This window comes from Pseudomonas fluorescens (assembly GCF_902498065.1).
GTDB lineage: Bacteria > Pseudomonadota > Gammaproteobacteria > Pseudomonadales > Pseudomonadaceae > Aquipseudomonas > Aquipseudomonas fluorescens_BJ.
The window spans coordinates 1,457,188-1,470,923 of the sequence record NZ_CABVIR010000001.1; the positions used below are offsets into that span (position 1 = coordinate 1,457,188).

Annotated in this window: 12 protein-coding genes and 2 pseudogenes; 10 read left to right on the forward strand and 4 right to left on the reverse strand. The window is 61.2% G+C overall.

Going from position 1 to position 13,736, the window contains the following annotated elements:
• Nucleotides 1-152: 152 nt before the first annotated feature.
• The 4 genes from F8N43_RS06910 to F8N43_RS06925 all read left to right on the forward strand — a co-directional run bounded on the left by F8N43_RS06910 (nt 153) and on the right by F8N43_RS06925 (nt 3,110).
• The gene (locus F8N43_RS06910) at nt 153-602 is read left to right on the forward strand and encodes a DUF411 domain-containing protein (protein ID WP_150629780.1); all 450 of its coding nucleotides are present in this window, start codon (nt 153-155) and stop codon (nt 600-602) included.
• On the forward strand, nt 602-1,036 hold the full coding sequence (locus F8N43_RS06915; RefSeq protein ID WP_150629782.1) for a YqaA family protein: 435 nt from the start codon (nt 602-604) through the stop codon (nt 1,034-1,036). Before F8N43_RS06910 ends, F8N43_RS06915 begins: the two co-directional genes overlap by 1 nt.
• Nucleotides 1,037-1,120: 84 nt before the next feature.
• Nucleotides 1,121-2,143, forward strand: coding sequence for an alpha/beta fold hydrolase (locus tag F8N43_RS06920; RefSeq protein ID WP_150639017.1), 1,023 nt, complete (start codon nt 1,121-1,123; stop codon nt 2,141-2,143).
• A 13-nt stretch (nt 2,144-2,156) separates the two neighbouring features.
• Nucleotides 2,157-3,110, forward strand: a complete 954-nt coding sequence (locus F8N43_RS06925) for a D-2-hydroxyacid dehydrogenase family protein (protein WP_150629786.1) — start codon at nt 2,157-2,159, stop codon at nt 3,108-3,110.
• Between the two features lie 106 nt (nt 3,111-3,216).
• Here F8N43_RS06925 and F8N43_RS06930 read toward each other — a convergent pair.
• A pseudogene (locus tag F8N43_RS06930) lies at nt 3,217-3,465 on the reverse strand (SAM-dependent methyltransferase); the annotation flags it as partial.
• 173 nt (nt 3,466-3,638) lie between these two features.
• Between F8N43_RS06930 and F8N43_RS06935 the strand changes: the two are divergent.
• From F8N43_RS06935 to F8N43_RS06945, 3 genes are read left to right on the forward strand one after another with little or no spacing between them, the layout of a single operon-like run.
• Complete coding sequence (locus F8N43_RS06935; RefSeq protein WP_150629788.1) at nt 3,639-4,169, forward strand: tetratricopeptide repeat protein; 531 nt, start codon at nt 3,639-3,641, stop codon at nt 4,167-4,169.
• A 46-nt stretch (nt 4,170-4,215) separates the two neighbouring features.
• A complete protein-coding gene (locus tag F8N43_RS06940; protein WP_191630117.1) occupies nt 4,216-4,713 on the forward strand; it encodes an RNA polymerase sigma factor in 498 nt (165 codons plus the stop codon).
• Complete coding sequence (locus F8N43_RS06945; protein ID WP_150629790.1) at nt 4,710-5,477, forward strand: anti-sigma factor family protein; 768 nt, start codon at nt 4,710-4,712, stop codon at nt 5,475-5,477. The genes F8N43_RS06940 and F8N43_RS06945 overlap by 4 nt, the downstream gene beginning before the upstream one ends.
• A gap of 122 nt (nt 5,478-5,599) precedes the next feature.
• Here F8N43_RS06945 and F8N43_RS06950 read toward each other — a convergent pair whose 3' ends face one another.
• Nucleotides 5,600-5,878 (reverse strand): hypothetical protein, encoded by a 279-nt coding sequence (locus F8N43_RS06950; protein WP_150653460.1) that lies wholly within the window; start codon nt 5,876-5,878, stop codon nt 5,600-5,602.
• A gap of 221 nt (nt 5,879-6,099) precedes the next feature.
• On the opposite strand from F8N43_RS06950, the pseudogene F8N43_RS29480 reads away from it, so the two are divergent.
• Nucleotides 6,100-6,640, forward strand: a pseudogene (locus F8N43_RS29480) (RHS repeat-associated core domain-containing protein); the annotation flags it as partial.
• A 528-nt stretch (nt 6,641-7,168) separates the two neighbouring features.
• On the opposite strand, the gene F8N43_RS06960 reads toward F8N43_RS29480, so the two are convergent.
• Both F8N43_RS06960 and F8N43_RS06965 read right to left on the reverse strand, forming a co-directional pair.
• Nucleotides 7,169-8,470: an ATP-binding protein gene (locus F8N43_RS06960; RefSeq protein ID WP_150629794.1), complete on the reverse strand. Its 1,302-nt coding sequence runs from the start codon at nt 8,468-8,470 to the stop codon at nt 7,169-7,171.
• 4 nt (nt 8,471-8,474) lie between these two features.
• A complete protein-coding gene (locus F8N43_RS06965; protein WP_109631796.1) occupies nt 8,475-9,176 on the reverse strand; it encodes a response regulator transcription factor in 702 nt (233 codons plus the stop codon).
• 294 nt (nt 9,177-9,470) lie between these two features.
• Between F8N43_RS06965 and F8N43_RS06970 the strand changes: the two genes are divergently transcribed.
• Both F8N43_RS06970 and F8N43_RS06975 read left to right on the forward strand, forming a co-directional pair.
• Nucleotides 9,471-10,628, forward strand: coding sequence for an efflux RND transporter periplasmic adaptor subunit (locus tag F8N43_RS06970; protein WP_150653461.1), 1,158 nt, complete (start codon nt 9,471-9,473; stop codon nt 10,626-10,628).
• Between the two features lie 15 nt (nt 10,629-10,643).
• A complete protein-coding gene (locus F8N43_RS06975; protein ID WP_150653462.1) occupies nt 10,644-13,736 on the forward strand; it encodes an efflux RND transporter permease subunit in 3,093 nt (1,030 codons plus the stop codon).

The window sequence follows — 13,736 nt, forward strand, 5'->3', positions numbered from 1 at the left end:
ATTGTTGGCTACGCTGACCTCATCGCGGGCAAGCCCGCTCCCACAGGTGCTGTCCTTAATCCCGTATCACTTCGAAACAATCTCTTGCCTCGTTGCCGGCTAAACTAGTCAAAATGCCTTTTTTTGACCGCCATCCGAGTCGAGACCCCTCCATGAGAACCCACCTGCGTCTGGTCGCCCTGAGCGCCCTGTTCATTTCTTCCCTGGCCCAGGCTGCCGACCTCATCCCCATCGAAGTCCACCGCGACGCCAACTGCGGTTGCTGCAAAAAATGGATCAGCCACCTGGAGGCCAATGGCTTCAAGGTCGAGGATCACGTCGAAGCCAACATGAGCGAATTCAAGCAACAGCACGGCGTGCCGCCACGTCTGGCGTCCTGCCACACCGGTTTGATCAATGGCAAATTCGTCGAAGGTCATGTCCCGGCCGATCAGGTGCTGGCCTTGAGCAAGCGTGACGACCTGCTGGGTGTGGCCGCGCCCGGCATGCCAATGGGTTCGCCCGGCATGGAAATGGACGGCATGAGCGACGCTTATCAGGTGATCGGCCTGAAAAGGGACGGCGCTGACGTGGTGGTGGCGGACTACCCCGCCGCCCATTGATGTCTGCTGCGTACATCGCGCTGTTTTTCGCTGCATTCGGTGCGGCGACCCTGCTGCCGTTGCAGTCCGAAGCGGTGCTGGTGGGGCTGTTGCTCAGCGAGCAGTATGGGCTCTGGTCGCTGCTGGCCGTTGCGACGCTGGGCAATGTGCTCGGCTCGCTGCTGAACTGGTGGCTGGGACGCGGTATCGAGCGGTTCCGCGACCGGCGCTGGTTTCCGGTCAACCCACGTCATCTGGACAAGGCCCGCATCCACTATCAGCGCTACGGTCATTGGTCACTGTTGTTGAGTTGGGTGCCCGTCATCGGCGATCCGCTGACCCTGGTGGCCGGCGTCATGCGCGAACCGCTGGGGCGCTTCCTGCTGATCGTGACGCTCGCCAAAGGCGCCCGTTACGGCGTACTGGCCGTGGCGACGTTGGGCTGGATCGGTTGAACCATCACCCGCCGCGATTGCCTGTGTTTAATGTCGCCCTAATCATGCCGATCCAGCATCGCCGATTTCCTCTGGAGTCTACCCATGTCCCTCGCACGCTCCCGCTGGCTACCCTGTCTGCTGCTGACCGCCGCACTGCCGGCGATCGCTGCCGAAGGTCCGGCGTATGGCCCTGAACTGCAAGGCTTCGAGTACCCCTATACGGTCAAGCATTTCGCTTTCGAGTCCCAGGGCAAGTCCCTGCAAATGGGCTACATGGACGTCGCGGCCCACGGCAAGGCCAACGGGCGCAGCATCGTGCTGATGCACGGCAAGAATTTCTGCGGCGCAACCTGGGATGCTTCGATCAAGGCCTTGAGCGACGCCGGTTACCGGGTCATCGCGCCGGACCAGATCGGGTTCTGCACCTCCAGCAAACCGGACCATTATCAGTACAGCTTCCAGCAACTCGCGGCCAACACCCAACAACTGCTCAAGGCCCTCGGTATCCAGAAAGCCAGCCTGCTCGGGCATTCCACGGGCGGCATGCTCGCTACCCGCTATGCGCTGCAGTATCCCGAGCAGGTCGAGCAACTGGCACTGGTCAACCCCATCGGCCTTGAAGACTGGAAAGCCCTCGGCGTACCGTATCGCACGGTTGATCAATGGTACGAGCGTGAGCTCAAGGTGACGGCACAAGGCATTCACGACTATCAGCGCAGCACCTATTACGACGGCCGCTGGAAACCCGAATTCGACCGTTGGGTAGACATGTACTCGGGCATGGCCAAAGGCCCGGGCAAGAGCCAGGTGGCGTGGAACTCGGCGCTGATCTACGACATGATCTTCACCCAACCGGTGTACTACGAGTTCAAGGACCTGAAGGTGCCGACGCTGCTGCTGATCGGCACTTCCGACTCCACGGCCATCAACAAGGACATCGCCTCGCCCGAGGTCAAAGCGAAAATCGGGCACTACGACGTACTCGGCAAACAGGTGGCGAAATTGATTCCTCACTCGACGCTGGTCGAATTCCCCGGCATGGGCCACGCGCCACAAATGGAAGAACCGGCAAAATTCCACCAGGCCCTGCTCGCCTGGCTGAACAACACCAACCCCGTTCATTGATGAGGTAAGGCGGATGGCTGTGCAGATTGCGGTACTCGATGACTGGCAGGATGTGGCGCGGCAGGTGGTGGACTGGTCGGTGCTGGAGGCCATCGGGCAGGTGAGTTTCATCCATGACTACCCGGCCGATAACGCAACGCTGGCAACTCGGCTGGCCGGGTTTGAAGTGATTTGCGTGATGCGTGAGCGCACCCGGTTCGATGAGGACCTGCTGCGTCGGCTACCGGCACTCAAGCTGCTGGTCACCGGTGGCATGCGCAACGCCGCCCTCGACCTGAAAGCCGCTGCCGCGCTCGGCATTCAGGTCAGCGGCAGCGACAGTTACAAACACGCCGCGCCGGAACTGACCTGGGCGCTGATCATGGCCGCCACCCGCAATCTGGTCGCGGAAGCCAACGCCCTGCGCGCAGGGCATTGGCAACAGGGGTTGGGTGGAGACCTGCACGGCAAGACCCTGGCGATTCTCGGTTTGGGCAGCATCGGCCAGCGAGTCGCCCAGTTCGGCCAGGTGTTTGGCATGCGGGTGATCGCCTGGAGCGAAAACCTCACGGCCGAACGCGCCGCCGAAGTGGGCGTAACCTACGTCAGCAAGCAGGAACTGTTCGAACAGGCCGACGTGTTGTCGGTGCATCTGGTGCTCAGCGACCGCAGCCGCGGATTGGTCGACGCGCAGGCACTGGACTGGATGAAACCCACCGCACTGCTGGTCAACACGGCTCGCGGCCCGATTGTCGATGAGGCGGCGCTGATCAAGGCACTGCAGAAACAGCGCCTGGCCGGTGCGGCGCTGGATGTGTTCGAGCAAGAACCCTTACCGGCTCATCACCCGTTCAGGACGCTGGCGAATGTGCTGGCAACGCCGCATGTCGGGTACGTCAGCCAGCAGAATTACCATCAGTTCTTTTCGCAGATGATCGAGGACATTCAGGCCTGGTCTGCTGGAACGCCGATTCGCCTTCTAAGCTGATATCGCGTCATCGTTCATCGCTAGCAGGCTAGCTCCCACAGGGATTTCGTGAACACTGGAGATCCACTGTGGGAGCTAGCCTGCTAGCGATAGCCGCACCACCGATCTAACTGACGTTCACCGCCACAAACGCCGCCGTCGCAAGGCACCGTAACCACGGCTTTGCCCCGCAATTCGGGCTCGGCGGCAATTCCGGCGAGCCCGTGTGTCCATGGTTGAATTGCTGCTCTTGCAACGGTCCGAATGCCGCATGCGAAAACGCCCGGCGCCCGGCTCCATTGTAGAAACGCGGGATGTCTCCCTCCAGCGCAGTGACGATCGCATCCTGTTTCGGCACCCAACTCACGCCGGTTTCGGCAGAAAGAAATGAATAATTGTTCACCCTGCGGTGTTCACGTTGCATGCCTTGTTGTTGAGCCTGATCGTATCGGGTTTCCTGTTTCGCCGGGCCGAACAAATGGCGTTGGCCATCGTGATTCCGGCCGTGGCGTGGTTGAACTGAAACGAATAAACCTGTGGAGATCATCCATGAATACCCGTCTTGCTGTTTTTACCGTCCAGCTACTGCTTGCCTTTGCGTTGTCCGCTTCCCTCGCATTAGCCAATGGTGAGGATGACGCGCCGGCCAAACCCAATTGTCCAAAAGGCCAGGTTTTCGACACCAGGTCGCAAAAGTGCGTGAGGCAGACCAGCAGCCTGGTGCCCGATGCCGACCGCACTGATTACGCCTATCGGCTGGCCAAAGACGGTCGCTACGAAGAAGCCCTGGCACTGCTCGACACCCTGAAACAGCCCAACACCGCCAAGGCGCTCAACTATCGCGGATACGCCACGCGCAAACTGGGGCGCACCGACGAAGGCATTGGTTATTACCTGCAATCGGTGAAGCTCGATCCGCAATACGCGCAAGTTCGCGAGTACCTCGGGGAGGCTTATGTGGTCAAGGGTCGACTGGACCTCGCCCAAGAGCAGTTGCAACAGATAAAATCGATCTGTGGCAGCACCTGCGAGGAATACCAGGACTTGGCCGAAGCCATTCACGATTCATCGAAAACCTGACGGGACGGAGGTCGCCATCGCCAGCGATCAGGCAATACGGGCAGAGCTGGGCCAGCACCTGGCGCGTTTATGGCGCTACGGCCTGCTGCTGTCCCGGCAGCGGCATGTCGCCGAAGACCTGGTGCAAGCCACCTGCGTCCGGGCGCTGGAACGTGCCGGGCAATTTGTCCCCGGCAGCCGCATGGACCACTGGCTGTTGAGCATTCTGCATTCGATCTGGCTCAACGAAGTGCGCTCGCGACGGGTGCGTCAGGGTCAGGGGCTTGTGGATGCCGACCATGCCTTGTCGTTTGACGGTGAATACGCGGCGCAGACCCACGTCCTCGCGGCGCAGGTGATCCGGCGCGTCGATGCGTTGCCCGAGGCCCAGCGCGAAACCGTGTTTCTGGCCTACGTCGAGGGCTTGTCCTACCGCGAAGTCGCCGAGGTCCTGCAGGTGCCCATCGGCACGGTCATGAGCCGCCTCGCCGCCGCCCGGGGGAAACTGGCCGAGTATCCGCCGTTGCAGGCCGTGCCGAACCCTAACACTGGAGAACGTCGATGAACGATCACGCGATACCTTCGGATGAGCAGTTGGTCGCCTACCTCGACGACCAGCTCGACACCGAACAACGCGCCCGCATCGACGCGGCCATTGCCCAGGATTCGATGCTCAACCTGCGCCTGCAATGGCTGGCTCGCAGCAGCCTGCCGTTCAACGTGGCCTTCGAGGAATTGACTCGGCAAGCTCCGGTGGATCGCTTGCAATCCATGCTCGACACCTTGCCCTCGCCTGAACGCCCTGGGATGAACCGGCGCTGGTTCCTCGCGGCGGCCGCCAGCCTGGTGGTCAGCGGCGTGCTGGCGGACCGGTTATTCCTCGGCTGGCAATCGAGTCGGGAGGAAAACAATTGGCGCGGATTAGTCGCCGACTATATGTCCCTCTACGTGCCGCAAACCCTGGAACATTTGCCCAGAGACGAAGCCGCCCAACGCATGCAACTGCGGACCATCGATACGCGCCTGGGCCTGAACCTCATGCCCGCGCAACTGACCTTGCCGCGCCCCGAGTTCAAGCGTGCGCAGATCCTCGAATACGATGGCGTGGCCATCGCCCAGATCACCTATCTGGACCCGGTCCACGGCCCGATGGCGCTGTGCGTCACCCACTCCAACAGCGGCAGCCGGGATTTCGCCCGGGAACGCCGGCATGGAATGAACATCGTCTATTGGGCAGACATGGAACATGCATGGATGCTGATCGGGCATAACCCGGCGGCGGAGTTGGAGGACATGGCCAAGCTGCTACGGAGTCGAATCAACGCGTAGATCCGTAGCAGCTGCGGAGCGTGCCTCTGCGGTCGGCCTGATAAATTCCGCTGCCTGAATTTACGACTGCTGCGCAGCCGAACGCAGCCTTGCAGGCTCGGCAGCTGCTACATCAGAATTCATCAATTGACCGAGGCGCCTGCTGTGAATTTCACCAGGTCCTTAGCGCCTGCACATTCTCCTGCCGGTCCCATCAGCACGGTGTATTTCACTTTGTCACCGACGAGAATATAGTCATCGCCACCCGCCGTGGTATTGGGCCCTACGCGGATTGCCAGCCTGGAACGAAAACCATCATCAGGGGTGACCATGGCGAACTTCGTCGACGTTGTATCAACCCAGACTGTCCTGATCGCGTTGATCGTGCCCTCACCGTTTCTTTTGGTTATTTGATCACCCATGCCGGCCCTCCTGCCCTGCCGCCGAAGTCGGACTGCGAAGAGACAATGAAACGCTTAAGTGGCGAGGATGACTACTGTCAGGTTTTACAGTTTCAGCCCATGACTGCGACAAAACGGGGCCTTTTGTCAGTAAAAGCCCTAGCAGTTCTGATAGTGGTCAACGATTGACGGATGTCCGACACTAAGGCCCCAGTTGTCCAATTGTGCATGGAGCTGCTTCGATGCCACTTTCCTCGAGTAGTACCGTGCTGTGTCGCTATGGTTATGATCCGCTGGACCGTCAGGTTGATTGCGCCCCGTCCGCAACAGGCAGGCTCCAGCGTTTTTACTGCAAAACGCGCCTGGCTAACGAAATTCAAGGCGCGGTTCACCGCAGCATCTTCCAGCACGACGACCAGCTATTGGCGCAACAACTGCGCCAGAACGGCAAGATCGACACCACCCTTCTGGCGACCGACAAACAACGTTCCGTGATAAACGCACTCGACGCTGCTGAGCCTCACCCTCTCGCCCTCACACCCTACGGCCACCGCCCTCCGCCCTCCGGAAAACGGCTTGCTCAGCCTGCTCGCGTTCAATGGCGAACGGCCTGATCCGCTGACCGGGCATTATCATTTGGGTAATGGTTATCGGCAGTTCAACCCGGTATTGATGCGGTTCAACAGTCCGGACAGCTTGAGTCCGTTCAGCGACGGTGGGAAGAATGCCTATGCGTATTGCGGGGGGGATCCGGTTAATCGGAGTGATCCGAACGGAAAATTATCTATCTTGTCGAATGTTTTCAGCATTTTCAACGTTTCCGCCGTTGTTGCAGTGGGTACTTTTGCTGGATCACTATATGTAGAGGATGAGACGCTGGGGTTGATACTTTCGGGGATTTCAGGGCTGGCAGGCGGCATTGCTCTTGGCAGTAAGTTAGCGCCCTTAAGAAAAGCCCGCCAACCGCAGATGAGTGGAAGCGTCCAGCCGAGGGGTAACACCTCAATCACAATCCAAATGAACAGTCTTCCTCAAGGCAATCCGAGCTCGCCCCCCGCCTATAACCCGCCTGCCCCGGTCGACCGTGGCCTTAACAGATTCAGCCAGCGCCCACCTGCGTTTCGAACCGAAGCACGAGATCCGAATCTGCCCCAACACCGCCTTGGCGAACGACCCAACGGTAGTCCTGTATTTGAAGGGCCAAATGGTACGCCGACCACCAGACCCAGCGGCGCATCGGATTTGGCACCAGTCGGCAATTCTATTCGCACCCGGTCGCGATGAAATCACCGCAAGGTCAGCGGGACGTGTTCAAACCAGCGACGGCAACCACAACCGAAACCGGGCCCCGCCCAGCGGCGAGGCCTCGACCGTCAACGTTCCGCCCTGCGCCTCCAGCGCCCGACGACTGATCGCCAGCCCCAGACCAAACCCGCCCGTCGCCCGATCCCGACTGCGATCCAATCGATAGAACGGTTCGAAAATCCGCTCGCGCTCGTCATCGGGAATGCCGATGCCATCGTCATCGACCCAGATTTCACAGCCCTTCGCACAGACCTGCACCCCGATCTGAATGCGCTTCTCGCAATAGCGCATTGCGTTGCGCAGCAGGTTCTGAATCGCGCGGGCAGCCAGGCGTGGGTCTAGCGTGAAGCGTTCGAGCTGGCCGTGGAGCAGCACGTCGATGACGATGTCCGGGTTTTCCAGCTCCTCGTCGACACTGCCCAAAATGCTGTCGATGAATTCATCCAGCGCCACCTCGACCTGTTCCGGCACTTTCGCCGGGTTTTGCAGGCGGCTGTAAGACAGCAGCTCCAGCACCAGCTCATCGAGTTCACGAATGTGTGCAACCAGCCCTTGCAACCGCTCCCGACTGGAGGCAGGCAAATCATCGGACAGCGCGAGGGCCAGGCCGAAATCCAGTCGGGTCAGCGGTGTGCGCAGTTCGTGGGAAACGGCGTTAAGCAAATCCCGCTGCTGGTTGAGCAGTTTTTCGATGTCGCCAGCCATGGTGTCGAACACGTTGGCCAGGCTACCGATGTTGGAGTGGCCGGGGATCCGGGTGCGCTCGCTCAAATGACCTTTGCCGAAGCGCTCAGCCGTGCCTTTGAGCCGCTCCAGGTCGCGCCAGTGCGGGCGCAGCCACAGCAACAGGCACGCGAGCAGGGTCGCGCCGATCAGCACGTTGATGCTCCAGTACAGCAAATTGACGTCCAGCGGGTCCGGCGGCACGACCATTTGCACGACAACTTGCGCGTTCAGCGGCGCCACCGCCAGCGTGCGCCAGCCCCAATCGCCGATGCGCACGACGTTCTCGCCACGCTGGAGACGCTTCTGTTCCGCCAGGGTCAAACCGTCATCGTCATTGCGGCTCAGGACGATGTGCAGCGGATTGAATGCCTTGTCCAACTCGGCAGCCAAGGCCGGCCACTGCGCTTCGGGCACGGCGTGAAACTGCTTGACGATCAGCGACTGCAAGCCGCGCGAGTAATCGAGGTTGTAGGTGACAAAGCGCTCCTGGAAGACCTTGATCACGACGTCCGGCACCAGATAGATCGCGGCGCTGTACGAGATGATCGTCACCAGGTACAGGCGAAAGAGGATCCTGAACATCGCTTCAGCATTCCCACTCGGAACGGCTGAACAGGTAACCCTTGCCCCACACGGTCTTGATCTTGCGCGCCTCGCCGGCGTGGTCATCGAATTTGCGTCGCAACTTGGAAATCGCCACGTCAACCGAGCGGTCGGTGCCGTTGAATTCGATGCCGCGCAGGCGTTGCAGGATCTGGTCGCGGCTCAGCACTTCGCCGGCATGCCGGGCCAGCACCACCAGCAGGTTGTATTCACCGCTAGACAGCTCGACCAGTTGCTCGCGCCAGGTCACGGTGCGCTCGGACAGGTCGATGCACAGGTTTCCCATGAGAATGCGGTCGTTGGCGGTCTGCGGTTCGCTGAGGCTGCTGCGGCGCAATAGTGTGCGCACGCGGGCCAGCAATACACGCGGTTCGCAGGGTTTGGTCACGTAGTCGTCGGCGCCCATTTCCAGGCCCAGTACCTGGTCGTGGCTGTCGTCGCGGGCGGTGAGCATCAGGATCGGCAGCGTCGCCGAATCCGCCCGCAGCAAGCGGCAGACCTGCAGGCCGTCGAGCCCCGGCAGCATCAGGTCGAGGATCACCAGGTCGGGGGGATTGACCCGCGCGCGCTCGCGCACGTGGTCGCCGCGGCTGATCACGCTGACGCAATAGCCGTTACGTTCCAGGTAGCTGGCAATCAGTTCGGAGAGCGCGGTGTCGTCTTCGACCAGGAGGATGTTGGGCATGGGTGTTTCCAGAAAGTGCAGTGGCGCCTGTTGTGCCGCCATCGCCAGCAGGCTAGCTCCCGCAGGGGTTTGATGTGAGCACAGATTTTGTGAACATCCCCTATCAACTGTGGGAGCCAGCCTGCTGGCGATGGCGGCATGACAGGCGCTGAAGGAATCAAGCCGTGAAGGATATACGCCCTCACCCATGCCTGAGTAAAACCCTTACACAATTTCACACAGCACCAACAAAGCTTCACCGCTACCCTCGTCGGCTCCCCGTAGGATGCGGGAGTTCATTATTGGGGGATTTACATGTCAAAGAACCTGCTTGCCAAGCTCAGCCTGCTTGCCCTGGCGTTGACGCTGAGCGCGTGTGACAAGTCCTCGAACGCTGAAGAACAGGCGCCGTTGGCCACCGTACGCATCGAGACCCTCACAGCCCGCCCCCTGTCGATCACCAGCGAGTTGAGCGGGCGGATTGCCGCGCCACGCATTGCCGAAGTGCGCGCCCGTGTCGCCGGAGTGGTATTGCAGCGTGTTTTTCACGAAGGCAGCGACGTGAAAAAAGGCGACGTGCTGTTTCGCATCGATCCGGCACCGTTCAAGGCTGACCTGGACAGCGCCGAAGCTTCGCTGCGCAAGGCCGAAGCCAACGCCTTCCAGGCCCGACTGCAAGAGCAGCGCTACGCCCAGTTGATAGAAGGCAACGCCATCAGCGGCCAGGACTACGACAACGCCCGGGCCGCCGTGCGGCAAACCGCCGCTGACGTCGCGGCCAACAAGGCCGCCGTGGATCGAGCGAAATTGAATCTCGGTTACGCCACCGTCACCGCGCCCATTTCCGGACGCATCGGCCGTGCACTGGTCACCGAAGGCGCGTTGGTCGGGCAGAACGAAAGCACACCGCTGGCCCTGATCCAGCAGTTGAATCCGATTCATGCCGACCTCACCCAATCGACCCGCGAACTCAACGACCTGCGCCGCGCCTTCCGTTCCGGTCAGTTGAAGGAGGTTGGTCAGGGGCAGGCCAAAGCCACGCTGATTCAGGACGACGGCAGCCTCTATCCGCTGCCGGGCAAGCTGCTGTTCACCGACATCACCGTCGACCCGGGCACCGGCCAGATCATCCTGCGCAGCGAGTTTCCCAACCCGGACCTCGATTTGCTGCCCGGCAGCTTCGTGCGGGTGCGCCTGGAACAAGCCGTGAATCAGCAAGGCATCAGCGTGCCGCAACGCGCCATCCAGCGTGACAGCGCGGGCGTTGCGCAGGTGCTGATGCTCGACGCGGATCAACGGGTCGGCCAGCAACCGGTCGAACTGGGCGTCGTGCAAAACGATCGCTGGATCGTCACCGCAGGCCTCAAGTCTGGCGACCGCATCGTCATTGAAGGCCTGCAACACGCCAAGCCCGGCGAGAAAGTGCAGATCGACGACTCCCCTCTTCCACTTGCCCAGGCTTCTGGTCAGTAAGCAGGACGCTTTTCTATGCCGCAGTTCTTTATTGATCGCCCGGTGTTCGCCTGGGTGGTTGCCCTGTTCATTCTGCTGGCCGGCGCCCTGGCCATTCCGCAGTTGCCGGTGGCGCAGTACCCCGATGTCGCGCCGCCGCAGATCGAAATTTATGCCGTGTACCCGGGCGCCTCGGCGCAAACCGTGGACGAAAGCGTGGTCAGCCTGATCGAGGAAGAGCTCAACGGCGCCGATCATCTGTTGTATTTCGAGTCGCAAAGCAGCCTCGGCAGCGCCACGATCAAGGCGACTTTCCAGCCGGGCACCAACCCGGAAATGGCCCAGGTGGATGTGCAGAATCGCCTGAAAGTCGTCGAGTCGCGCCTGCCGCAAGCGGTCAATCAGCAAGGTTTGCAGGTGGAGAAAGTCTCCGCCGGTTTCCTCCTGCTGATCACCTTGACTTCCACTGACGGCAAGCTCGACGACGTGGCGCTCAGCGATTATCTGGCGCGTAACGTGATGAACGAGATCAAGCGCCTGGACGGCGTCGGCAAGGCCCAGTTGTATGGCGCCGAACGGGCGATGCGGATCTGGATCGACCCGCAGAAACTGATCGGTTTCAACCTGACACCGGCAGACGTCAACGCCGCCATCGTTGCGCAGAACGCCCAAGTCTCGGCCGGCAGCATCGGTGATCTGCCGACCCGCACCACCCAGGAAATCACCGCGACCATTCTGGTCAAAGGCCAGCTGTCGACCCCGGAAGAGTTCGCCGACATCGTGCTCAAGGCCAATGCCGACGGCTCCACGGTGCGCATCGGTGATGTGGCGCGGGTCGAGATCGGCAGCCAGGAATATCAGTTCGGCACGCGCCTGAACGGCAAGCCGTCCACCGCCGTCGGCGTGCAGTTGTCGCCCGGCGCCAACGCCCTGAGCACCGCGACGCTGGTGCGGGCGAAGATGGATGAACTGGCGCGCTACTTCCCGGCCAATGTGGAATACAAGATTCCGTACGACACCTCGCCCTTCGTCAAAGTGTCGATTACCAAAGTGGTTTACACCCTGGTCGAGGCGATGGTGCTGGTGTTCGCGGTGATGTTCCTGTTCCTGCAAAACATCCGCTACACGCTGATTCCGACCCTCGTTGTGCCGGTGGCATTGATGGGCACTTTTGCGACCATGCTCGCGCTGGGGTTCTCGATCAACGTGCTGACCATGTTCGGCATGGTGCTGGCCATCGGCATTCTGGTGGACGACGCCATCGTCGTGGTGGAGAACGTCGAGCGGATCATGGTCACCGAAGGCCTGTCGCCCAAAGAGGCGACCCGCAAGGCGATGAAGCAGATCACCGGTGCGATCATCGGCATCACGCTGGTGCTGGTGGCGGTGTTCATTCCGATGGCGTTCATGCAGGGCTCGGTCGGGGTGATTTACCGGCAATTCTCGCTGTCGATGGCCACCTCGATTCTGTTTTCGGCCTTCCTCGCGCTGACCTTGACCCCGGCGCTTTGCGCCACGCTGCTCAAACCGATTGCCAAGGGCGAGCATCACGCCAAGGGCGGTTTCTTCGGCTGGTTCAACCGGCGCTTCGAGCAACTGACCGAGCGCTATCAGGGCTGGGTCGCCTATGCGCTGAAACGCAGCGGCCGCTACCTGCTGATCTACGGCGTGCTGCTGGTCGCTCTGGGGCTGAGCTTCAGTCGTCTGCCCTCTTCGTTCCTACCGGTGGAGGATCAGGGTTACACCATCACCGACATTCAGCTGCCGCCCGGCGCGAGCAAGAATCGCACGGTGCAGGTGGTCGAGCAGATCGAAGCGCACAACGCCAGCGAACCGGGCGTCGGTGACAGCACGGTGATTCTCGGCTTCAGCTTCTCCGGCAGCGGGCAAAACGCGGCGCTGGCGTTTACCACGTTGAAAGACTGGTCGGATCGCGGCAGCGACGATTCGGCCAGTTCGATTGCCGACCGCGCCAACATCGCACTGAGCCAGATCAAGGATGCCGTGGCGTTCGCGGTCCTGCCGCCGCCGGTGGACGGCCTCGGCACCTCCAGCGGTTTCGAGTTCCGCTTGCAGGACCGTGGCGGCCTCGGGCATGCCACGCTGATGCAGGCGCGCACCGCGTTGCTGGCGGCCGCCGAGAAAAGTCCGATCCTGATGAACGTGCGCGAAAGTGCCTTGGCCGAAGCGCCGCAGGTGCAACTGATCGTCGACCGTAAACAGGCAAATGCGCTGGGGGTTTCCTTTGCTGACATTGGCAGCGTGCTGTCTACCGCGGTCGGTTCGGCGTACATCAACGACTTCCCCAATCAGGGGCGGATGCAGCGGGTGGTGGTTCAGGCCGAAGGCGATCAACGCAGTCAGGTCGCCGATCTGCTGAAGATCCACGTGCGCAACAGCAACGGGAAAATGGTGCCGTTGTCCGCCTTCGTCCAGGCAAAATGGACCCAGGGCCCGGCGCAATTGACCCGTTACAACGGCTATCCGGCGATCAGTATCTCCGGTGAGCCGACGCCGGGTCACAGCACCGGTGAAGCCATGGCGGAAATCGAACGGTTGGTCGCGCAAGGGTCGGCAGGCCTGGGCCAGGAATGGACCGGCCTGTCTTTGCAGGAACGACTGTCCGGCAGTCAGGCACCGATCCTGCTCGGGTTGTCGCTGTTGATCGTGTTCCTGTGCCTGGCGGCGTTGTATGAGAGCTGGTCGATTCCGACCTCGGTGCTGCTGGTGGTGCCGCTGGGCGTGCTCGGTGCGGTATTGGCCGTGACCTTGCGCGGGATGCCCAACGACGTGTTCTTCAAGGTCGGGCTGATCACCATCATCGGCCTGTCGGCGAAGAACGCGATCCTGATCATCGAGTTCGCCAAGAGCCTGTACGACGAAGGCCACGACCTGATTGACGCCACGCTGCAAGCCGCACGCCTGCGCTTGCGGCCGATCGTCATGACGTCCCTGGCGTTCATCCTCGGCGTCGTGCCCCTGGCAATCGCCACGGGCGCCAGCTCCGCGAGCCAGCAAGCCATTGGCACCGGCGTGATTGGCGGAATGATCACCGCGACACTGGCGGTGGTGTTTGTGCCGGTGTTTTTTGTGGTGGTGATGAAGCTCGTCCGCAAACGGCATCTCTAG